19 protein-coding genes are annotated in these 19,342 nt (G+C 71.3%); 11 read left to right on the top strand and 8 right to left on the bottom strand.

What is annotated here, in order from left to right; genetic code table 11:
* Nucleotides 1-25: 25 nt before the first annotated feature.
* Nucleotides 26-997, bottom strand: coding sequence for a peptidoglycan-binding protein (locus ACIP79_RS15245; RefSeq protein WP_401223261.1), 972 nt, complete (start codon nucleotides 995-997; stop codon nucleotides 26-28).
* Nucleotides 998-1,184: 187 nt separating this feature from the next.
* Here ACIP79_RS15245 and ACIP79_RS15240 point away from each other — a divergent pair, with 187 nt between their 5' ends.
* From ACIP79_RS15240 to ACIP79_RS15230, 3 genes are all read left to right on the top strand, one after another.
* Complete coding sequence (locus ACIP79_RS15240; protein ID WP_401223260.1) at nucleotides 1,185-3,266, top strand: DHA2 family efflux MFS transporter permease subunit; 2,082 nt, start codon at nucleotides 1,185-1,187, stop codon at nucleotides 3,264-3,266.
* A 184-nt stretch (nucleotides 3,267-3,450) separates the two neighbouring features.
* Complete coding sequence (locus ACIP79_RS15235; RefSeq protein WP_401223258.1) at nucleotides 3,451-4,143, top strand: hypothetical protein; 693 nt, start codon at nucleotides 3,451-3,453, stop codon at nucleotides 4,141-4,143.
* A gap of 5 nt (nucleotides 4,144-4,148) precedes the next feature.
* The gene (locus ACIP79_RS15230) at nucleotides 4,149-5,105 is read left to right on the top strand and encodes a hypothetical protein (RefSeq protein ID WP_401223256.1); all 957 of its coding nucleotides are present in this window, start codon (nucleotides 4,149-4,151) and stop codon (nucleotides 5,103-5,105) included.
* A gap of 124 nt (nucleotides 5,106-5,229) precedes the next feature.
* Here the strand turns inward: ACIP79_RS15230 and ACIP79_RS15225 are convergent, their stop codons facing one another.
* A complete protein-coding gene (locus ACIP79_RS15225) occupies nucleotides 5,230-5,649 on the bottom strand; it encodes a DUF1992 domain-containing protein (protein ID WP_383685928.1) in 420 nt (139 codons plus the stop codon).
* 120 nt (nucleotides 5,650-5,769) lie between these two features.
* On the opposite strand from ACIP79_RS15225, the gene ACIP79_RS15220 reads away from it, so the two are divergent.
* The gene (locus ACIP79_RS15220; RefSeq protein ID WP_383685927.1) at nucleotides 5,770-6,165 is read left to right on the top strand and encodes a hypothetical protein; all 396 of its coding nucleotides are present in this window, start codon (nucleotides 5,770-5,772) and stop codon (nucleotides 6,163-6,165) included.
* Nucleotides 6,166-6,201: 36 nt separating this feature from the next.
* Here ACIP79_RS15220 and ACIP79_RS15215 read toward each other — a convergent pair whose 3' ends face one another.
* Nucleotides 6,202-6,873 carry an O-methyltransferase gene (locus ACIP79_RS15215; protein WP_401223253.1) on the bottom strand — a complete coding sequence of 224 codons (672 nt, stop codon included), beginning with the start codon at nucleotides 6,871-6,873 and terminating at the stop codon, nucleotides 6,202-6,204.
* Between the two features lie 362 nt (nucleotides 6,874-7,235).
* Between ACIP79_RS15215 and ACIP79_RS15210 the strand changes: the two genes are divergently transcribed.
* The gene (locus ACIP79_RS15210; RefSeq protein WP_401223251.1) at nucleotides 7,236-9,299 is read left to right on the top strand and encodes a bifunctional glycosyltransferase 87/phosphatase PAP2 family protein; all 2,064 of its coding nucleotides are present in this window, start codon (nucleotides 7,236-7,238) and stop codon (nucleotides 9,297-9,299) included.
* Here ACIP79_RS15210 and ACIP79_RS15205 read toward each other — a convergent pair.
* Nucleotides 9,253-10,863: a hypothetical protein gene (locus ACIP79_RS15205; protein ID WP_401223441.1), complete on the bottom strand. Its 1,611-nt coding sequence runs from the start codon at nucleotides 10,861-10,863 to the stop codon at nucleotides 9,253-9,255. The genes ACIP79_RS15210 and ACIP79_RS15205 overlap by 47 nt on opposite strands.
* Before the next feature lie 191 nt (nucleotides 10,864-11,054).
* Nucleotides 11,055-11,468 carry an ATP-binding protein gene (locus tag ACIP79_RS15200; protein WP_401223249.1) on the bottom strand — a complete coding sequence of 138 codons (414 nt, stop codon included), beginning with the start codon at nucleotides 11,466-11,468 and terminating at the stop codon, nucleotides 11,055-11,057.
* 87 nt (nucleotides 11,469-11,555) lie between these two features.
* Between ACIP79_RS15200 and ACIP79_RS15195 the strand changes: the two genes are divergently transcribed.
* Together ACIP79_RS15195 and ACIP79_RS15190 are read left to right on the top strand one after the other, a co-directional pair.
* Nucleotides 11,556-12,404 (top strand): helix-turn-helix domain-containing protein, encoded by an 849-nt coding sequence (locus ACIP79_RS15195; RefSeq protein WP_401223247.1) that lies wholly within the window; start codon nucleotides 11,556-11,558, stop codon nucleotides 12,402-12,404.
* Nucleotides 12,364-12,627, top strand: coding sequence for a DUF397 domain-containing protein (locus tag ACIP79_RS15190; RefSeq protein WP_401223245.1), 264 nt, complete (start codon nucleotides 12,364-12,366; stop codon nucleotides 12,625-12,627). Before ACIP79_RS15195 ends, ACIP79_RS15190 begins: the two co-directional genes overlap by 41 nt.
* Here ACIP79_RS15190 and ACIP79_RS15185 read toward each other — a convergent pair.
* On the bottom strand, nucleotides 12,614-13,198 hold the full coding sequence (locus ACIP79_RS15185; protein WP_401223243.1) for a cysteine hydrolase family protein: 585 nt from the start codon (nucleotides 13,196-13,198) through the stop codon (nucleotides 12,614-12,616). The two genes, ACIP79_RS15190 and ACIP79_RS15185, sit on opposite strands and share 14 nt — an antisense overlap.
* Before the next feature lie 74 nt (nucleotides 13,199-13,272).
* Between ACIP79_RS15185 and ACIP79_RS15180 the strand changes: the two genes are divergently transcribed.
* The gene (locus tag ACIP79_RS15180) at nucleotides 13,273-14,295 is read left to right on the top strand and encodes a GlxA family transcriptional regulator (RefSeq protein ID WP_401223241.1); all 1,023 of its coding nucleotides are present in this window, start codon (nucleotides 13,273-13,275) and stop codon (nucleotides 14,293-14,295) included.
* A 78-nt stretch (nucleotides 14,296-14,373) separates the two neighbouring features.
* On the opposite strand, the gene ACIP79_RS15175 is transcribed toward ACIP79_RS15180, so the two are convergent.
* Nucleotides 14,374-15,618, bottom strand: a complete 1,245-nt coding sequence (locus tag ACIP79_RS15175; RefSeq protein ID WP_401223239.1) for a cytochrome P450 — start codon at nucleotides 15,616-15,618, stop codon at nucleotides 14,374-14,376.
* Nucleotides 15,619-15,914: 296 nt separating this feature from the next.
* Here ACIP79_RS15175 and ACIP79_RS15170 point away from each other — a divergent pair, with 296 nt between their 5' ends.
* Together ACIP79_RS15170 and ACIP79_RS15165 are read left to right on the top strand one after the other, a co-directional pair.
* Nucleotides 15,915-17,084, top strand: a complete 1,170-nt coding sequence (locus ACIP79_RS15170; protein ID WP_401223237.1) for a steroid 3-ketoacyl-CoA thiolase — start codon at nucleotides 15,915-15,917, stop codon at nucleotides 17,082-17,084.
* Nucleotides 17,085-17,224: 140 nt separating this feature from the next.
* Nucleotides 17,225-17,572, top strand: a complete 348-nt coding sequence (locus ACIP79_RS15165; protein WP_401223235.1) for a hypothetical protein — start codon at nucleotides 17,225-17,227, stop codon at nucleotides 17,570-17,572.
* Between the two features lie 51 nt (nucleotides 17,573-17,623).
* On the opposite strand, the gene ACIP79_RS15160 is transcribed toward ACIP79_RS15165, so the two are convergent.
* Complete coding sequence (locus ACIP79_RS15160; protein WP_401223233.1) at nucleotides 17,624-18,217, bottom strand: TetR/AcrR family transcriptional regulator; 594 nt, start codon at nucleotides 18,215-18,217, stop codon at nucleotides 17,624-17,626.
* Between the two features lie 218 nt (nucleotides 18,218-18,435).
* On the opposite strand from ACIP79_RS15160, the gene ACIP79_RS15155 reads away from it, so the two are divergent.
* Nucleotides 18,436-19,311 carry an LLM class flavin-dependent oxidoreductase gene (locus ACIP79_RS15155; RefSeq protein WP_401223232.1) on the top strand — a complete coding sequence of 292 codons (876 nt, stop codon included), beginning with the start codon at nucleotides 18,436-18,438 and terminating at the stop codon, nucleotides 19,309-19,311.
* Nucleotides 19,312-19,342 lie beyond the last annotated feature (31 nt).

The raw sequence follows: 19,342 nt of genomic DNA, 5'->3' as shown, positions 1-19,342 counted from the left end.
CCCGGCATCAGCCCACCCCGCCCGCTCAGGGCTCCGTAGTCTCCTTCTCCAGGCTCGTGCGGGTGGCTGTGCCGTAGATGCCCATGCCGTCGGTTGTGAGTCCGCGGGCCCATTGGTAGCGGGAGACGGCGTCCTCGACTCCCCGGTCGTAGTCGCCGTCGATGTCGCCTATGTAGAGGGCCAACTGCCGTAGGCGGAGCTGGAGTTCGGTCACCTCGGCGCCCCGGTCGCCGCGTCGGAGGGCCGGGGAGGTCTCCGGGGCGTCGTCCGGGGCGCCGCCGGTGGCCTCGGCCGGCCCCGTGGCGCGGTCGGTGGTGGCCGTCTGGGTCGGGGTGGCGGAGGCGGACCGGGACGCGGAGGCGCTCGGCGAGGGGGACGCCGAGGGCGACGCGCTCGTGCTGCGCGACGGGGTCCGTACGGCGGCCACCGGCGCCGTGGACGAGACGCTCGCGGACGCCGAGGCCGACGCGGACGAGGCCGAGACCTCCGGCACACTCGCCCGCACCGCGTCCGGCGCCCCAGCCCCCCGCGAGGGCGTCTCGTACGAGAACAGCCCGCTGGCGAACCCCGCCCCGGCCAGGACGATCACCCCGGCCCCCAGGACCCCCGGAATCACCACACGCCGCCGCCGACGGGCAGGCGGTGCGTCGGCGGGCGCACCGGGCGTCCCGCCCGGCACCACCCCGAGCCGCATCGTCGCCTCCGCCGCAGCGACACCGGAGAACTCCGGCACCACGACGACCGGCAGCGCAGCCGTATCCGCCGCGCCCACGCCCACGTCAGAGGAAGTCCGCGGATCCACATCCGCGCCCCCCGGCTCCAACTCCACATACGGCCGTATCCGCAGCGGATCAAAGTCCTCCGCCGCAGCCGCCTCCGCCGTACGCGCATCCCGCAACGCGTCGGACGCCCGCTGCGTGCACACGCACGACGGCGAGCCGTCCGGCGCGCGAGGCGCCGCGCACTCGGGGCAGACATGCCCGTTCGGTTCACTCACGCTTGGGTCCCTCCCCTGTCCTCCCCCTGAGGAACTCCAGAGATTATCCGTAGGTCCGTCACACAATCTCCCCGGTGCCCCCGGAAGCCCGCACTCCGCGGTACCGGACAGGACTCAACAGGCCATAACCGGTCACACCGATCAGGATGGACAATGACCGACAGGCGGGGACCGGCGGGAGGTCCGCATGACCGAGGACGGGCACGGCACGCCCCGGGGCGTGAACGAGAGCGCCGCGCGCCGCCGCGACGCGGCGGCCACGGACGCCGGCGAGCACGCCCACGGCAGTGTCCTCGTCTCGATCGGCGCGCTGCTGCTCGGCATGCTGCTCGCCTCCCTCGACCAGACGATCGTGTCGACCGCGCTGCCGACCATCGTCAGCGACCTGGGCGGCCTGGAGCACCTGTCCTGGGTCGTCACCGCGTACCTGCTCGCGTCGACCGCGGCGACGCCGCTGTGGGGCAAGCTCGGCGACCAGTACGGCCGGAAGAAGCTCTTCCAGACCGCGATCGTGATCTTCCTGATCGGCTCCGCGCTGTGCGGCATCGCGCAGAACATGCCGCAGCTGATCGGCTTCCGGGCGCTCCAGGGCCTGGGCGGCGGCGGACTCATGGTGCTGTCGATGGCGATCGTCGGAGACATCGTCTCGCCACGTGAACGCGGCAAGTACCAGGGCCTGTTCGGCGCGGTCTTCGGCGCGACGAGCGTGCTGGGACCGCTGCTCGGCGGCCTGTTCACCGAACACCTCAGCTGGCGCTGGGTGTTCTACATCAACCTCCCCATCGGCGTCGTCGCGCTCGCGGTGATCGCGACGACCCTGCACATCCCCATCCGTACCGCCCGGCACGTCATCGACTACCTCGGCACCTTCCTCATCGCCGCCGTCGCGACCTGCCTGATCATGGTGGCCTCGCTCGGCGGCACCACCTGGGACTGGAGTTCGCCGCAGATCATCGGTCTCGTGGTGCTGGGCGTCGTACTCGCCGGATGCTTCGTCGCCGTCGAGCGCCGGGCGGCCGAACCCGTTCTCCCGCTCAAGCTCTTCCGCATCCGGACCTTCGTACTGTCCGCCCTCATCAGTTTCATCGTCGGGTTCGCGATGTTCGGCGCGATGACGTATCTGCCGACGTTTCTCCAGGTCGTCCAGGGCGTGACACCGACGATGTCGGGCGTGCATCTGCTGCCGATGGTGTTCGGGCTGCTGATCGCCTCCACCGTCTCCGGCCAGATCGTCAGCCGCACCGGCAGATGGAAGGTGTTCCCGATCGCCGGTACGGGGATCACGGCCATCGGCCTGCTGCTGCTCCATCAGCTCGACGAGCACAGCGGCACGGGGGAGATGAGCGCGTACTTCTTCGTCTTCGGCCTGGGCCTCGGCCTGGTCATGCAGGTGCTCGTGCTGATCGTGCAGAACGCGGTCTCGTACGAGGATCTGGGCGTCGCCACCTCGGGGGCGACCTTCTTCCGGTCCATCGGCGCCTCGTTCGGCGTGGCCGTCTTCGGCTCGGTCTTCGCGAGCCGCCTCGGCGACAAACTGACGGCCGCGCTCAGCGGGCGGCAACTGCCGGCGGGGATCAGCGTGGACGGGCTGAAGGCCGACCCGAAGGGCATCGCCGAGCTGCCGGCCGCGCTGCGGGCACCGGTCCTGCACGCGTACGCCTCGTCCATCACCGACGTCTTCCTGTACGCCGCGCCGGTCGCCGTCCTGGGCTTCGTGCTGGCCTGGTTCCTGCGCGAGGACAAGCTGCGCGGGGCGGTCACGGCACCGGACGCCACCCAGACGCTGGCGAGCAACCCGGTGCAGCGGTCGTCGTACGACGAGGTGTGCCGGGCGCTGTCCGTGCTCGGCACACGGGAGGGGCGGCGCCAGATCTACGTGGAGATCACCGCGCGGGCCGGCTACGACCTGCTGCCCGCCGCGAGCTGGCTGCTGCTGCGGACCCGGAAGTACGGCTGGGCCGAGCCCTCCCAGCTCGCCGAGTACAGCCGCGTACCGCTGTCGGTCGTGATGGCCGCGGCCCGGCAGGTCGAGGAGCGCGGGCTCGCCGTCCGTGAGGGACTGGACCTCGTGCTGACGGCCGAGGGACGGCAGGCGGCGGCGAAGCTGTCCAAGGCGCGCGAGGACTCGCTCTCGGAGCTGCTCGGCGACTGGTGGGACCAGGACCGTCCGACCGATCTGATCAGGCTGGTCGAGGACTTGAACGCGGAGCTGTGCGGCTCGGACGCGGAACGCCCGCACGACGGATCGGTCCCGCGCCGCGCGGCCTGACCCACGGGTGTTGCTCCAAGGTTCCCGAGGTTCCCGAGGTTCCCGAGGTTCCCGAGGTGCCGTAAGCCGTTCGCGAACGGATTTCGGCGGGTCCCGGCGCGGCGCCCGCTGTTTGAGAGGCGTGCTACGGGCAACACGGTGCAAGAACCGGCCCGTTGGGTCGAGTAAACCTCGGAAGGCACCCATGTCCACAGGCGTGATCATCGCTCTGATCGTGATTGTGGCGGCCGTTGCCGTTGTCGCGGCCGCCGTGACCCTCCTCGCTCGAAGGCCGCAGGGCGGGCGCAGCCTGCAGCGGCGCTTCGGGCCCGAATACGACCGGGCGGTGGCCCGGCACAACGGTGACGTGAAGGCCGCGGAGAGCGATCTCCAGGAACGCGTGAGCCGGCACGGCTCGCTGCGGCCGAAGGCGCTGGAGCCCGCGGCCCGCGAGCAGTACACGGCCCGTTGGGCGGCAGCCCAGGAACGGTTCGTCGAGTCGCCGCGCGAGGCCGTGGCCGACGCCGACACGCTGCTCGGTGAAGTGGCCGGCGCCCGGGGATTCCCCGGCGGTGACCAGTACGACGAGCAGTACGCGGCGCTCTCGGTCCACCACGGGCCGCACGTCCACGGCTACCGCAGGGTGCACCGCGCCGCGCTGGCCCGTACCCCGGACGGCCACGGTACCGAGGAGCTGCGTGAGGCGATGGTCGAGGCCCGCGCGCTCTTCGAGGAACTGGTGTCCCCCACCCGCCAGGACAACTCCCACCACCGGCCGGAGGCGGACGCGAAGTCGTCCGCCGACCAGACCACCGCCAACCGCCCCGAGGGCGCTGCCCCCGAGGGCCGATCCCACCAGCCCTGGTCGTTCAACAGGCGCCAGGCGAAGGGGAGTTGAGTAACATGAAGGACATCTCGGACGACACCACCAAGGACCCGAACGAGACGGCCAAGGACCCGACCCGCTCGGATCCGGCCCGCTCCGACGCGACCCGTCCGGACCCGGCGCGCTCCGACCCGATGAAGGGCAGCGCCCGTCCGGTGACCGGCGAGGCCGCTCCGGCCCCCGAGGCTCCGACGAGCAGCCCCACCGGCGTTCCGACGGGCCGCAAGACCGAGCCGGGCGACGACGCGCGGGCCCGCCGGACGGACCCGGCCCCCACCGCCACCGCCACCGGCACCACGTCGTCGCGTGAGGACACCGACGCCCTCGACCGCACGACGGGCGACCGCGCGACTGCTGACCGCACGACGGGCGACCCCACGTCGCGCGACGCCGCGGCCCGTGCCATCGACGGCCGTGACACCGCGTCCCGCGAGGCCAAGGAAACCGGAACGGGCACGAGCACGGGTACGGCCCCCGGCACAGGCACAGGCACAGGCACAGGCACAGAAACCGGCCCCGCGACCAACGGGCGCGCCGCCGCCGTGCACGAGGTCCGGCCGCTCCCGGAGAAGGACACCCCCAGCGCCCACGACACCTCGAAGTCCCACGACACGTCCAGGGACCACGAGACGTCGAAGGCTGATGACACGTCCAAGGCTCACGACACGTCCAAGGGCCACGACAGCCGTCTGATCCCGCAGGACGAGTCCGACAAGTTCGAGCTGCGGCTGCGGCACGCGGTCGGTGGGTTCGTCGACGGGCCCCGGGACGCCGTGCAGGAGGCCGACCAGGTGCTGGAGGAGCTCGCCGCGCGGTTCGCGGACGCCGTCTCCCGGCGCCGCAAGACCCTGCGTACGTCCTGGCAGGGGAAGACCGGCGAGGAGAAGGCCACCGCCGGTACCACCGACACCGAGCAGCTCCGGATAGCCCTCAAGGACTACCGCGAGGTGGCGGAACGCCTCCTGAAGTTCTGACCCGCACCACGCGTGACCGGCACCACGCACGACCGCGTCACGCCTGACCGGCACCCTGAGGCCGCGCCCCGGACACATCCGGAGCGCGGCCTCAGCCGTACCCGCACGACGGCCGTCACCGTCGTCACCCGCCGTCGGCCGGTGACTCCCGCCGCTCGCGCCACTCCCGGACGATCTCCTCGACGTCGTACGGCTTGAGTCCGAGGGGCGGGCCGGGCGGCGGTTTGAACATGAGTTCGCGGATCTTGGCGTTGATGTCCTCGACGATGCGGCGCACCGCCCGCTCCGAGGGCGCCGCGGAGGCCGCCGCGAGCGCGTCCTCCGCCTCCTTGCGCAGGACCAGCGTGGGGGGAAGCACGGACAGGCCCTCGCGGGCCATCTTCCGCTTGATCCACCACAGTTCGTCGTACGGAGTGTCGGAGATGGCGGGCATCGGCTTGCCGGCGCCGGGGAGTTGCGTGAACTCGCCGCGCGCCTCCGCCTCGCGGATCTGCCGGTCGACCCAGGACTCGAAGCTGACGCCGGGTGGCTTGCGCTCGGTCATGAGTCCCATTGTGCAGTAGCCCGCACGCTGGGGCGACGCCGCGAACTATCATGCGGCGGCGGCGCGTCAAGCACGCTCCGTACGACGACAATCGGTCCGGCGGGAACTGAAGGAGCGCACGTGCTCGAACTCACCATGGCCTCGGTCACCGGGGCGGACGCGGGTGCGACGGCCGGCATGTTGATGGCCGACGCGCCCAGCGAGCCGGGTGCCATGCTGCGGGTGGGCCGGGACAAGGCCGTGTGCCGTCTCGCGACCCCGGACGACTGGCTGTTCGTGTCCCGGGTGCATCTGGAGTTCCTGTGCGGCCCCGACGGCGCCTGGCAGGTCACCTGGTTGCAGGGCTCCCGGCCCGACCCCTCCTCCGAGGTGCGGCTGACGCTGGCCGGCGAGTTGACCCGGGCCCTCGCGTACGGCGGTACGGCCAGGCTTCCCGCGGGCGGCTCCGGCGAGATCGTCATCCTGGACCGCACCGGCCCGTACAGCGTGAACGTGGGCTTCTACCACGAGGTGTGACCCCGAGACCCCGAGACCCCGTGACCCGCGGAACGCTCAGGCCAGCACGCGGGCCAGCGCGAACCCGTCGTACCCCTTGCTCCCGACCGTCTGGATCGCCGTACCGTTCAACTTCGGGTGGGCGGCGATCAGTTCGAGCGCCTCCCGGGTGCCGCGGACGTGCGCCTCGGTGTTGCCGGGGTCGGCGACCTTGCCCTCGCGGACGACGTTGTCGAGGACGATCAGGCTGCCGGGGCGGGTGAGCTTGAGGGCCCACTCGACGTAGTGCGGGTTGTTCACCTTGTCCGCGTCGATGAACACGAGGTCGAACGGCTCGGGGTTCTCCTCGGCCAGCTTCGGGAGCGTCTCCAGGGCGGCCCCGACCCGCACCTCGGCGATCTTGTCGAGGCCCGCGCGGGCGAGGTTGCCGCGGGCGACCTCGGCGTGTGCCGGGTCGTACTCGAAGGTGATCAGGCGGCCGTCGGCCGGGAGGGCGCGGCCCAGCCAGATCGTGCTGTAGCCGCCGAGGGTGCCGATCTCCAGGACGCGGCGGGCGCCCTGGATCTGGGCGAGAAGCTGGAGCAGCTTGCCCTGGTTCGGCGCGACGTTGATGGGCGGCAGTCCGGCCGCGTCGCTGTCACGCAGCGCGGCGGTCAGGGTGTCGTCGGCGGGGGCGAGGAGGGCGGCGAAGTAGTCGTCGACGTCGTCCCAGAGCTGCGACTCGCTCATGCACCATGCCTTTCGTATGCCTAGTTAGATGCGCTAACTAGTCCTGCGGGTGAATCTAGTCGCGGACGCCCCGGCTATCCAGTGGATCCGGCCGGCGGCAGTGCGCATAAATGCCGCGTATGCGGCGAGGCGAACAGGGCGGGCGTGCCCGTTCGGTGGCCGGTCTGTGATCTGTGTCGCGGTCCCGTGGTGGCACTGAACCGTTCGCGCACTATCGTCATCCGGACAAAAGATGGAAGGACGTCAGGTGAAGAGGGGGTTGCCTGCGTCTCTCGACCGGGGCGGTGCGAGCCTCTGGGGACCGGACAGGAAACCCGCGCGCGGGACGCGTGGGACGAACGGGGCGGGAGGGCTGACGCGGCGTGGCGAACGTGGAGCACGGCGGAAGAGCGGGTAATGCCTTCGGGGCGGGGGCTGCCGAGCGAGCGAGGGCGCGGCTGAAGGCCGTCCGCATCGGGATGTGGGTGATCGCCGCGGTGCTCGCCGTACGGCAGCTCACCGCCGTCCTGAGCACCCCGAAGGGGGAGCGGCTGACCGATCTGGAGACCTGGGTCGGTACGGACGGCGTCCTGCACGTGAAGGGCTCGCTGTACGACTCGACGCAGTTCACCGGCACCCCGTTCGGGGGGCTCGTCCTCAAGCCACTCACCCGTTCGGCGGAACAGGCCCTCGGCTGGGGCTGGACCTTCGGCACCCTGCTGCTGGTCGTCGCGCTCGGGCTGGTCACGGCGCGCGCCCTGCCCGAGCCCGTCACGCGGCGCGCGACCCTGCTCGCCGCGCCCGTCGCGATCAGCCTCCTGATGCTGTCGCTGCCGGTGCGCAACACCCTCTACCTCGGCCAGACCAGCATCATCCCGGTGCTGCTCGTCCTGCTCGGCTGCTTCGCCGTACGCGGGCAGCGGGCCGCCGGCGTGCTGATCGGCCTCGCCGCCGCCCTCCAGCCCGCCGTGCTGCTCTTCGCGCCGCTGCTCTGGTTCACCGGCCGCAGACACGCCGCCGTGGGCACCGGAGCCACCTTCGCGGGCCTCACGGCGCTCGCCTGGGCCGCGATGCCGCACGACTCGTACACGTACTGGGTGCACCACGTGGCGGGCGCCGGTCTCGGCGGCAAGGCCGACGGCCTCGCCAACCAGTCACTGCACGGCGCACTGCTGCGGTTCGGTCTTGAGGGGCCGCTGGAGATCGCCCTGTTCCTGCTGCTCGGAGCGGCCGTCGCCGTCCTCGGCCTGCGCCGCGCGGTGCGCTACGCCCAGGACGGACAGCTGCTGCTCGCCGTCGCCGTCACCGGCTGTGTCGCCGTCGCCGTCTCGCCCACGACCTGGCAGCACCAGCTGCTGTGGGTGCTCCTCGCGGTCGTCGGCCGGGTCGGCAGGAAGACCTCGGACCGCTACATGTGGCCCGTCGCCGTCGTCCTGGTGATGACGCTGCCCGCCAAGATGATGCTGCCGAACATGCCGGTGCTCCACCCGGTGCGCGACAACGTGGTGCTGATCGCCGCGCTCTCCGCCGCCCTCGTGGTGCCGTTCCTGTCCCGCACCTCGGAGTACTACCGCAGACCGATCCCCACCGAGTACGCGCCCGCCGTACCCGCCCGGTGGAGCCGCGTCCCGCTGCTCCCCTTCCTCGGCCGGGTCCTCTCCCGCCCGAACCTCCTCCTCGAACTGCTGCTGATCCGCGTCGGCTACTCCGCCTACCAGCAGGTCAGGCTGGCCGCGACCGGCGGCACCAACGACGGCGCCCGGGTCACCGCCGAGAAGCACGGCGACCAGATCCTGTCGATGGAGCAGTTCCTGCGCATCGACATCGAGCACTGGGTCAACCACGCCGTCGTGAAGGTCGACTGGCTGCGCGGCTTCTTCGACTTCTACTACACGTCCTTCCACTTCTTCGTCCCGCTGTCGGTGCTCGCGGTGCTCTACGTCCGGCGCCCGGGGGACTACCGCTGGGCCCGCGCGGCACTCGGCTTCGCGACGCTGTTCGCGCTCGTCGGCTTCTGGCTCTACCCGCTGGCCCCGCCCCGCCTGATGCCGGGTCTCGGCGTCATCGACACGGTGCACGGCGTCCAGGACTTCTCCAAGCCGGACTACGGCACCCTCACCGCCCTCACCAACCAGTACGCGGCGATGCCCTCGCTGCACTTCGGCTGGTCCCTGTGGTGCGGCCTGGTGATCGCGATCCTGGCGCCGAAGTGGTGGATGAAGGCGCTGGGCCTGCTGCACCCGTTCTTCACCGTCTCCGCGATCGTGGCGACCGGCAACCACTGGATCCTGGACGCCGTGGGCGGCGCGATGGTGGTGGGCGCGGGCTTCGGGCTGACCTACTTGCTCCAGGGGCCCCGGCCCCGGGCACTGCCGGAGCCGGAGCCGGAACCGGTCGAGCTCAGCAAGAAGGAGCCGGTCCCGGTGACGGGCCGTACGCCGAGCTGATCCGGTACTCGCCGGGGCGGGTGACCGTCAGCCGGGAGAACTCGCCGTCCCGCGTGAGGCAGCCCCCGTCGGCGCGCAGCCACGGCGAGTACGCGACCTTCACGGTCACCGAGCCCGGCCCCGGCACCCGCACGTCGACCTCGGCGCTCGTGGTCCGCAGGACGGTGCCGGGCGCCGACACCAGCGGCACCGCGTCGCGCACCCGGAACACCCGCCAGTGGGCGTCGTTCCACACCGGCTCCAGCCAGGCGGGCGGGTTCGCCACCAGGCGGGCCTCCTCCTCGGCGAACCCGTCCGGCTTCCCGTCGGGCAGCACGACCAGCCCGACGGCCCAGCGGTCCAGCCAGGCACGGTAGGTCGCGGCGGAGAAGGTGCCGTCGTAGAAGAGCCGGCCGCGCTCCATGTCGAGCTGGCGGTTCCAGCCGCGCGCCATGTTCACGTGCGGGGCGAGCGCGGTGGCCTCGCGGTGGTTGCGGGCGGGCACCACCTCGACGCGGGTGCGGTCCGCGCCGAGCCGGTCGAGGGCGCCGACGACCCCGCGGGTGTCGGCGGCCCACGCGGGCACGTGCGTCGACACCTCCAGGTCGTCGACGGTCTTCTGGCCGACCCAGAACAGCGAGTAGCACAGGGCCCCGATCAGCGCGGTGCGCCGGACCGCCTTGAGACGCGGCGCGCCGAGCAGCACCGCGAGCAGCGCGGCCGGGGCGAACAGCTCCGCGAACCGCTCGACGTTCGTGCCGACGGGCGAGGCGACCAGATACGTCAGTACGGTCCCGGCGGCGTAGACGACGCCGCTCCACCGCGCCACCCGCCAGCCGCGCGGCGCGAGCACCGCCACGGTCAGCCCGAGCAGCACGGGCGGCCAGATACGGTCGGCCGGCATCAACTGCTCGCCGCTGAACGGGAACAGCAGCGTCGTCGCCCCGACCACGACGGCGGGCGGCGCCAGCAGCACACCGGCCCGCACCCGGTCCCGCGCGACGAGATACGCCGCCCCCACCACCGCGAGGAACAGCCCCGCCACCGGACTCGCCATCGTCGCCAGCGTCGCGTAGGCCGTCGCGAGCAACAGCCGCCGCTCACGGGTCAGCAGCACGCAGGCCGCGAGCCCGAGCGCCACCCCGAGCGCGAACGTCGTACGCCCCGACGCGACGTTGCACCACAGCGCCAGCGACGCGAGCAGCGCGGGGCCCACCGGCCGCCGTATCCCCGAACGCCCGATCAGCACGGCCGCCAGCCAGCAGGCGGCGACCCCGGAGACGACGGTCACCGTGCGCACGCCGAGCCCGGCCATCAGATACGGCGATATCAGGCTGTAGTTGGCGGTGTGCATCCCGCCGTACCAGAACAGGTTGTACGCCGAGCCGCCGTTGCGGGACACGAACTGCGCCCAGGCCTCCTGGGCCGCGAGGTCGCCGCCGCCGGTCGCCAGGAACGCCCACCACACCGCGTACAGCGGGAGGGTGGGGAGCGTGGCGAGGAGCGGAAGCCGGTGGCGGTGCCAGAAGCCGCTGAGGTGGTGGTTCCGGTGCGGTGCCGGGTGGTCCTGCCGGACGGCGGTCAGTTCGGTCAGATCGGCGAGGTCGGTCGCGTCGGTCAGCTCGGTCGGATCGGTCAGCTCGGCGGAGACCACTGCTCTGGGATTCCGTTCGAAGTCTTCGAGGGTGGGGTGTGGTTGTGCCGAGTGTGTAGACGCGACATGGACCGAAAACGTTCAGCAGGGAGCTACGGGAAGTCGCGACGAGGACGAAGTCGCTACGTCCGCACGTCTGCCCCGGCCAGGCACTCGAACCACACCGTCTTGCCTTCACCGGTCGGCTCCACCCCCCACTCGTCGGCCATCGCGTCGACCAGGACGAGGCCCCGGCCGCCCTCCGAGTCGCTGTCGGGTGCCGAGACGACCGGAAGGGCGGCCGAACTGTCCGACACCTCGACGCGGACGCCGACCGGCATGCGCAGCACCAGCAACTCGCAGCGTCGGCCCGGGACATGGCGCAGCACGTTGGCGAGCAGCTCGGTGACCGCCAGGCCGACCGGGTCGGCCAGCTCCGGCATCTCCCAGTAGCGGAGGTAGGCGCGGACGATCCGCCGGACGTGACCGGCCGAGTGTTCGCCGACCGTGAAGCGCATGCCGTACTGGACGGGTGGGGGAGGAATGAGTTCGTTCACATGACGAGCGTGACGGCCATTGGCTACGCTGAGCTACCGACCGAACACAACTGACTCGCGGGCCGAGTTGGCAGACAGGGGCCGTACGTGACCAACATCAGCGTCCTCGACCCGAGCGCGTCGCCGCTCGACTACTACGGCTTCGAGCTGCGGCGGCACCGGGAGGCGGCGGGCCTGACGCAGAAGCAGTTCGGCGACGTCATCAACTACACCGGGTCACTGGTGGGGCAGATCGAGACGGCTCGGAAACTCCCGACGGACGTCTTCAGCGAGCGGGCCGACGCCGCGCTGGGCACGGGCGGGTTGTTGTCGCGGTTGGTGGGGCTGGTGTTGCGGAGTCAGCTTCCGGGGTGGTTCCAGCAGGTGGCGGAGCTGGAGGCTCGGGCGGCTGAGATCTGCACCTTTCATACGCACCTGGTGCACGGCCTGTTGCAGACCGAGGGCTACGCGCGTGCCGTACTCGGTGCCCTGGACTCCAGTCGGCTCGATGACCGAACTGCCGTACGGCTGGCTCGGCAGCGCATCTTTGAGAAGGGCGAGCCTCCGGTTCTTTGGGCGGTCGTCAGCGAGGCTGCGCTGTACCAGGAGATGGGCGACTCGCAGACTATGCGGGACCAACTGGAGCGCCTGTTGGGCTTCGAGGAGAACCCCCGGATCAACGTTCAGGTGCTGCCGTACTCGGCCGGGGCGCACGCCGGGATGACTGGTTCCTTCGACCTTTTTCGCTTCACGAGTGACCCGGACATCGTCTACACCGAGGGTTACGGGATGGGGCATCCGACCGCCAACCCGGACACTGTCAAGGACTGTTCGCTCCGTTACGATCATCTACAGGCCGCCGCACTGTCCCTCCGGGACTCGGCGCATGTGATCCGGCACGCAATGGAGGAACGCTATGGGGAGCAACGCGACTCCGACCGGCATCCAGTGGCGTAAGGCCAGCTACAGCACCGACACGGGCGGTTCGTGCGTCGAGTGCGCACCCCTCGGCCCCCTGGCCTGGCGAAAGTCGACGTACAGCAGCGACCAGGGTGGCTCGTGCGTCGAGATCGCCCCAACCCCCCACGCCACCATCGCCGTCCGGGACTCAAAGGTCCCCGACGGCCCCTCCCTCACCCTCACCCCGGCCGCCTTCGCCGCCTTCGTCACCGGGCTTTAGCGACCAGTTCCTCCGTCGTCACCACCGTGGCGAAGTCGCCGCCGTGCAGGGTCACGGCGGTCGCGCGGGAGAGTTCGTCCGCGGTGAGGTGCCAGCCGAACGGGCCCTCCTGGTCGAAGGTGTACGTCGCGTCGAGGGCGAACAGGACGTCGTAGCCGAGGTTGCCGCCCATGCGGGCCGTGGTCTCGGCGCACATGTTCGTCTGGATCCCGGCGACGGCGATCTGGGTGACGCCCTCCGCCTTGAGCCAGGCGTCCAGGTCGGGGGTGCCGTAGAACGCCGAGTTCACCGTCTTGGTGATGAACAGCTCCGGGCCCTTGCCCGCGCCGCGCCGCTGCTCGACGTAATCCTTGAAGCCGTTGCCGGGCTGCCCCGGCCGCAGGGGCGAGTCCGGCTTGACCGAGTCGTGCCGGACGAAGACGACCGGGCGGCCGGTGTCCTGCCAGACCGCGATGAGGGAGGCGATGTTCTCGTCGGCGGCCGGGTTGTTGCGCGAGCCCCAGGCGGCCAGGTCCTCGAAGCCCTGCTGTACGTCGACTACCAGCAGCGCGGCGTTCTGTGTGATCTCCATGCGCACCATCGTGCCGTCCTTCACGCGCCCGCTCCAGGGGGCAGGAAGCCAGCGTTCGATGATTTACTGCCAAGGTGACCCGGTCGACGACACAGACTCACCGCATCGCCCTCCTCGCCTTCCCCGGCGTGCGGGCCTTCGACGTCAGCGTGATCACCGAGGTGTGGGGCGTGGACCGTACGGACCGGGGCGTACCCGCCTTCGACCTGCGCCGGGTCGCCGCCGACCCCGCTCCCGTGGCGATGCGCGGCGGACTCGCGGTCACCCCGGACCGGACGCTGGCCTGGCTGCCCCGGGCCGAGCTGATCGTGGTGCCGGGGCTCGACGACCATGTGACGCCCGCGCCCGAACCCGTACTGGAGGCGCTGCGCCGCGCGCACGCCCGGGGCACCACCGTCGCCGCGCTGTGCGGCGGCGCCTTCACGCTGGCGCAGGCGGGGCTGCTGGACGGGCGGCGCGCCCTCACCCACTGGCGGCTGATCGACCTGCTGCGGGAGCGGTATCCGACGGTGCGGGTCGAGCCGGACGCGCTGTTCGTCGAGGACGGCAACCTGTGGACGTCCGCGGGGACGGCCGCCGGGATCGACCTGTGCCTGCATCTCGTCCGTACCGTGCACGGCGCGGAGGCCGCCGCGGCGATCGCCCGCTCGATGGTCACGGCGCCGTTCCGGGCGGGCACCCAGGCGCAGTTCATCGAGCAGCCCGCCCCCGCGGACCCGGACGCCGACGCGCTGGCCGCCGTACGGGAGTACGCGCTCGGGCATCTCGACGAGCCGCTCACCGTGCCCGCGCTGGCCGCCCGCGCGGGCATGTCGCCGCGCTCCTTCGCCCGGCACTTCGTGGCGGCCACCGGGACAACTCCCGTGCGCTGGCTGCTGGATCAGCGGGTCGCGGCGGCCCAGCGGCTGCTGGAGCGGACCGGGCTCGCCATGCCCGAGGTGGCCCGGCGGGCGGGCTTCGGCAGCGAGGTCACCATGCGGCAGCACTTCGCGGCGCGGCTTGCGACGAGTCCACGGGCGTACCGGGCGTCGTTCGCGGGTGCGGGTGCGGGCGTTCACGTGGGTGTCGTGAGCGGGGGAGGCAGGGGCGGGGCGTAGGGATGGTGGTCGCTCCTGCCTCCCGCGCGTGACGGGCCGGCGGTGCCGGGAGGTCGTCGGCCCGCGTACGGACGGGTGTCACGTATGGCTGACCTGGAGTTCCTTGACGCCGTTGAGCCAGGCGGAGCGCAGCCGGCGGGGGTCGCCCGCCAGTCGCAGGTTGGGCATGGCGTCGGCGATCGCGTTGAAGATGAGGTCGATCTCCAGGGTGGCGAGGGACTTGCCGAGGCAGAAGTGCGGGCCTCCGCCGCCGAAGCCGAGGTGGGGGTTGGGGTCGCGGGTGATGTCGAAGAGCTCCGGGCGGTCGAAGATCTCGGGGTCGTTGTTGGCGGAGGAGTAGAAGACGCCGACGCGCTGTCCCTTGCCGATCCGCTGCCCGCCCAGTTCGGTGTCCTGGGTCGCGGTGCGCTGGAAGGAGACGACGGGGGTCGCCCAGCGGACGATCTCCTCGGCGGTGGTCTTGGGACGTTCGCGCTTGTAGAGGTCCCACTGGTCGGGGTGGGTGAGGAAGGCGTGCATGCCGTGGGTGATGGCGTTGCGGGTCGTCTCGTTGCCCGCGACGGCCAACAGCAGGACGAAGAAGCCGAATTCGTCCGGCGCGAGGTTGCCCTCGTCCTCCGCGGCGACCAGGGTGCTGACGATGTCCTTGGCCGGGCACTGCTTGCGGTCGGCGGCCATGTTCATCGCGTAGGAGATGAGTTCGGTGGCCGACTCGGCGCCGACCTCCTCGGTGATCGCGTACTCCGGATCGTCGTACGCCACCATCTTGTTGGACCAGTCGAAGATCTTCGATCGGTCGTCCTGCGGGACCCCGATGAGCTCCGCGATGGCCTGGAGGGGGAGTTCGCTGGCGACCTGGGTGACGAAGTCGAAGGCGCCGTCGGGGCCCGCGCCCGCGAGCGCGCTCTCGACGATCGAACCGGCGCGGGCGCGCAGGGCGCTCTCCAGGGAGCGGATCGCGCGCGGCGTGAAACCGCGCTGCACGATCTGGCGGACCCGGGTGTGCTCGGGCGGGTCCATGTTGAGCATGATCAGCCGCTGGACCTCGATTGTCTCGCGCGGGATGTGCTCCTGGAAGCGGATGACGGCGGTGTTGAGGAACGAGGAGAAGATCTCGGGGCGCGTGGAGACGTACTTGACGTCCGCGTGCCGCGTCACCGCCCAGTAGCCGTCGTCCTCGAAGCCCGCGATACCGGGCTGTTGCGCGATCCAGTGGACGGGTTCGGTCGCGCGCAGCTCGGCGAACTCCGGCAGGGGAACGCGGTGGTGCAGCAGATCGGGGTCGGTGAAATCGAACCCGTCGGGCAGCGCAGGACAGGGCATCGGCAACTCCCGCCGTTCAGACGGCCTTCTCTCGGCATGTTCTGACGGTCCATCAGAGACTGGAGACTGCCGTGAAGGTAGTAACGGGTTCTACAAGTCGCAAGGGGCACGGCGACTCGAATCGTGTCCGGTATTCGCGGAGACGGTGACTTCCACGGCTGCACGACCCTTGCGGCACCGGGGGTTGGCTCAGCAGACTGCACAACAGAACTAGAACGCGTACTAGTTCGGCGCGGCGGGTGGCCGGGACGCCCGCGCCGCGCGGGTGGACAGGCCCAAGGAGAGGACGAGCCCCCATGGTCGCGGAACCCGTCATCGTCGAAGCCGTACGCACCCCCATCGGCAAGCGCGGCGGCGCACTCGCCAATCTGCACCCCGCCTACCTGTTGGGCGAGACCTACCGAGAACTCCTGGGCCGAACCGGCATCCAGGCCGACTGCGTCGAGCAGATCGTCAGCGGCACGGTCACGCACGCCGGCGAACAGTCCATGAACCCCGCCCGCGTCGCCTGGCTCACCATGGGCCTGCCGTACGAGACGGCCGCGACGACGGTCGACTGCCAGTGCGGCTCCTCGCAGCAGGCCTCGCACATGGTCGCCAACATGGTCGCGGCCGGCGTCATCGACGTCGGGATCTCCTCCGGCGTCGAGGCGATGTCGCGGGTACCGCTGGGGTCCGGGTCCAAGCACGGGCCGGGCAAGCCGTTCCCCGACGAGTGGAACGTCGACCTGCCGAACCAGTTCGAGGCGGCGGAGCGCATCGCCCGCCATCGCGGTCTGACGCGCGAGAACGTCGACTCGCTGGGGCTGATCTCGCAGGAGCGTGCCGCGGGCGCCTGGTCGGAGGAACGCTTCAAGCGCGAGACCTTCGCCGTGCAGGTGCCGACCACGGAGGAGGAGCAGCGGGCCGGGCAGGGCATGTGGCGGCTCGTCGACCGTGACGAGGGTCTGCGGGACACGTCGATGGAGGCGCTGGCCCGCCTGAAGCCGGTCATGCCGACGGCCGTCCACACCGCGGGCAACTCCTCCCAGATCTCCGACGGCGCCTGCGCCATCATGTGGGCGTCCAAGCGGATGGCCCGCGCCCTGAAACTGCGCCCCCGCGCACGGATCGTCGCCCAGGCCCTGGTCGGCTCCGACCCGCACTTCCACCTCGACGGCCCCATCGACGCGACCCGCGCGGTCCTCGGCAAGGCCGGCATGACCCTCAAGGACATCGACCTCGTCGAGATCAACGAGGCCTTCGCCTCAGTGGTGTTGAGCTGGACCCAGGTCTTCGGACAGGACCTGGAGAAGGTCAACGTCAACGGCGGCGGCATCGCGCTGGGCCACCCGGTGGGAGCGACGGGCGCCCGCCTGATCACCACCGCCCTGCACGAACTGGAACGCCGCGACAAGGAGTTCGCCCTCGTGACGATGTGCGCGGGCGGGGGGCTGGCGACCGGGACGATCCTTCAGCGGCTGTAGGCGTCCGCGAGTACCCGAGTGGTGACCTTGGGGCCGGCGGCGGAGCCCGTCGGGCATATACGGGCCGGAGTCGCAGCGGCCGGTGGACTACAAACCCTTCCGGCCCGTGTAGGGAGGGCCTCACCCATCTCGAAGTCACCGTGGTCTGGACGTACTCCGCCTATTGCGGCCCTCTGGTCGACCGGGCCCGTTCGTTTCTCGGCTTCACCATCAAGACGGTGCCCCCGGCCCTGACCGGCTTCGTGCTGGACAGCGACGCGGTCCACGTGGAGGGCTTCTCGGTGGTCGGCGGGCACTGGGAGGCCTGTCTCGTGCGGGAGGCGACAGAGGCGTACTGCGAGGACGACGACGAGGACTTCGACGCGGAGTTCCCGTCCGCGGAGGCTGCCGCGCGCTCGGCGGCCACCTGGGCGAGCGAGGCCGGCCGCAAGCCGGATCTGCCGGGACTCGTCGAGGTGTTCGCCGAGGAGGACGTGGTCCTCGCGTAGGAGTTGTTCTTCCGGCTCCTCGACAGGCTGGGGGTGTGACGGTCGGGTCCGTCAGTCGAGCGGTTCGCGCAGGCCCCCGACAAGAATCCCCACCAGACGACGCGCGTCGTACGCCGGGTCGGACTCCGCGCCGATGCACAGGTTGCCCACGCCGCGCATGAGTTCGTAGGCCTGGAGGCCGGGCTGGATCTCGCCCGACTCGGCCGCCGCGTCGAGCAGTTGGGCGCAGACCGGGACCAGGCGGTCCAGGAAATAGGCGTGCAGGGTCGCGAAGCCGGTGTTGTCGGACTGGAGCGCCGCGGCGAGGCCGTGTTTGGTGACCAGGAAGTCGACGAAGAGGTCGATCCACCGCTCGAGGGCGGCGTGCGCGGTCGGGGCGGTCGCCAGGAGGGCGGGGCCCGCCTCGGCGCACGCCTCCACCTGGTGCCGGTAGACGGCGATGATCAGGTCCGCCCGCGTCGGGAAGTGCCGGTAGATGGTGCCCAGGCCGACCCCCGCCCTGGCCGCGATGTCACGTACCGGCGCCTCCACGCCCGAGGCGACGAACGCCGCGGCGGCCGCGTCGAGCAGGGTCTCCTTGTTGCGCCGGGCGTCCACTCGCTTGGACCGGTCCGGCTGTCCCGCGTCCTTGTCGCTCGCGTGCACCGCGTCGTTCCCTTCGCCGCCCCGCCGTCTCCGCGCCGGGGCTTGCCAAACGGAACCTTGTTCCGTACCTTCCGGAACGAGGTTCCGTTTATTCATGATGTCAGAGCGGAGCCCGGCCCGTGCACGGACTCCGTGGCTTCCGGGCCGGTGGGCCTCCGCCTGAACCCCGGCCGCGCGCCCCGGTCGGCGCCGCCGGTGTCGAAAGGACCAGGATTTCCATGCCGCACACACCCCGGCCCAGTTTCGGGATCATGACCGCCCCCACGCAGGTCGACTACCACGAGATCCTGCGCGTCTGGCGCGAGGCCGACACGATCCCGGAGATCGAGCACGCCTGGCTGTTCGACCACCTCATGCCGATCTTCGGCGACCCGGACGGGCCCGCCTACGAGGGCTGGACGCTGCTCTCGGCCCTCGCCGCCCAGACCCGCCGCATACGGCTCGGCCTGCTGGTGACCAGCAACCGGTTCCGGCCGCCCGCGCTGCTGGCCAAGATGGCCACGACCGTCGACGTCGTCTCCGAGGGACGGCTCGACTTCGGCATCGGCGTCGGCTCGCGCCCGCATCCTCCGCAGGCCAGGCGCGAGTACGCCGCACACGGCCTGCCCTTCCTGGACACCGCGTCGGCCGTGGAGAGCCTCGCCGAGGCCTGCACGGTGATCCGGCGGCTGTGGACGGAGGACAAGCCGTTCGACTTCGACGGCACCCACCACCGGCTCGCCGGGGCGTTCGGCAGTCCCAAGCCCGTCCAGCGCCCCCACCCGCCGATCCTCATCGGCGGACGTGCCGCCGCGACCCTGCGCGTGGTCGCCGAGCACGCCGACCTGTGGAACATCCCCGGCGGGGACATCGCCGACGTCATCAGCCGCAGCGCACTCCTTGACCGCTACTGCGCCGAGATCGGCCGCGACCCCGCCACGATCACCCGCTCGATCCACCTGTCGGTCTCCTACGACCGGCCCGACACCACCCGTAAGGCGATCGGCGAGGCGGTCGACGCGGGCTTCGGGCACATCGTCCTCGGGCTGTCGGCGCCGTACCCGGCCGAAGTCGCACGGTGGGTCGCGGACGAGCTCATCGGTACGGCGGCCTGACGTGGGGCGGCCTGACGTGGGGCTGCCGTAC

Source organism: Streptomyces sp. NPDC088747 (assembly GCF_044751025.1).
Taxonomy (GTDB): Bacteria; Actinomycetota; Actinomycetes; order Streptomycetales; family Streptomycetaceae; genus Streptomyces.
Note: the sequence above shows the minus strand (reverse complement) of the source record. Positions and strands in the feature narration are given on the sequence as shown.

Bases quoted from the DNA above. Each gene is read 5' to 3' on its own strand.
- ACIP79_RS15240 (WP_401223260.1), top strand. From the start codon at position 1,185: ATGACCGAGGACGGGCACGGCACGCCCCGGGGCGTGAACGAGAGCGCC.
- ACIP79_RS15235 (WP_401223258.1), top strand. From the start codon at position 3,451: ATGTCCACAGGCGTGATCATCGCTCTGATCGTGATTGTGGCGGCCGTT.
- ACIP79_RS15230 (WP_401223256.1), top strand. From the start codon at position 4,149: ATGAAGGACATCTCGGACGACACCACCAAGGACCCGAACGAGACGGCC.
- ACIP79_RS15225 (WP_383685928.1), bottom strand. From the start codon at position 5,649: ATGACCGAGCGCAAGCCACCCGGCGTCAGCTTCGAGTCCTGGGTCGAC.
- ACIP79_RS15215 (WP_401223253.1), bottom strand. From the start codon at position 6,873: ATGAGCGAGTCGCAGCTCTGGGACGACGTCGACGACTACTTCGCCGCC.
- ACIP79_RS15190 (WP_401223245.1), top strand. From the start codon at position 12,364: ATGGGGAGCAACGCGACTCCGACCGGCATCCAGTGGCGTAAGGCCAGC.
- ACIP79_RS15185 (WP_401223243.1), bottom strand. From the start codon at position 13,198: ATGGAGATCACACAGAACGCCGCGCTGCTGGTAGTCGACGTACAGCAG.
- ACIP79_RS15175 (WP_401223239.1), bottom strand. From the start codon at position 15,618: ATGCCCTGTCCTGCGCTGCCCGACGGGTTCGATTTCACCGACCCCGAT.
- ACIP79_RS15170 (WP_401223237.1), top strand. From the start codon at position 15,915: ATGGTCGCGGAACCCGTCATCGTCGAAGCCGTACGCACCCCCATCGGC.
- ACIP79_RS15155 (WP_401223232.1), top strand. From the start codon at position 18,436: ATGCCGCACACACCCCGGCCCAGTTTCGGGATCATGACCGCCCCCACG.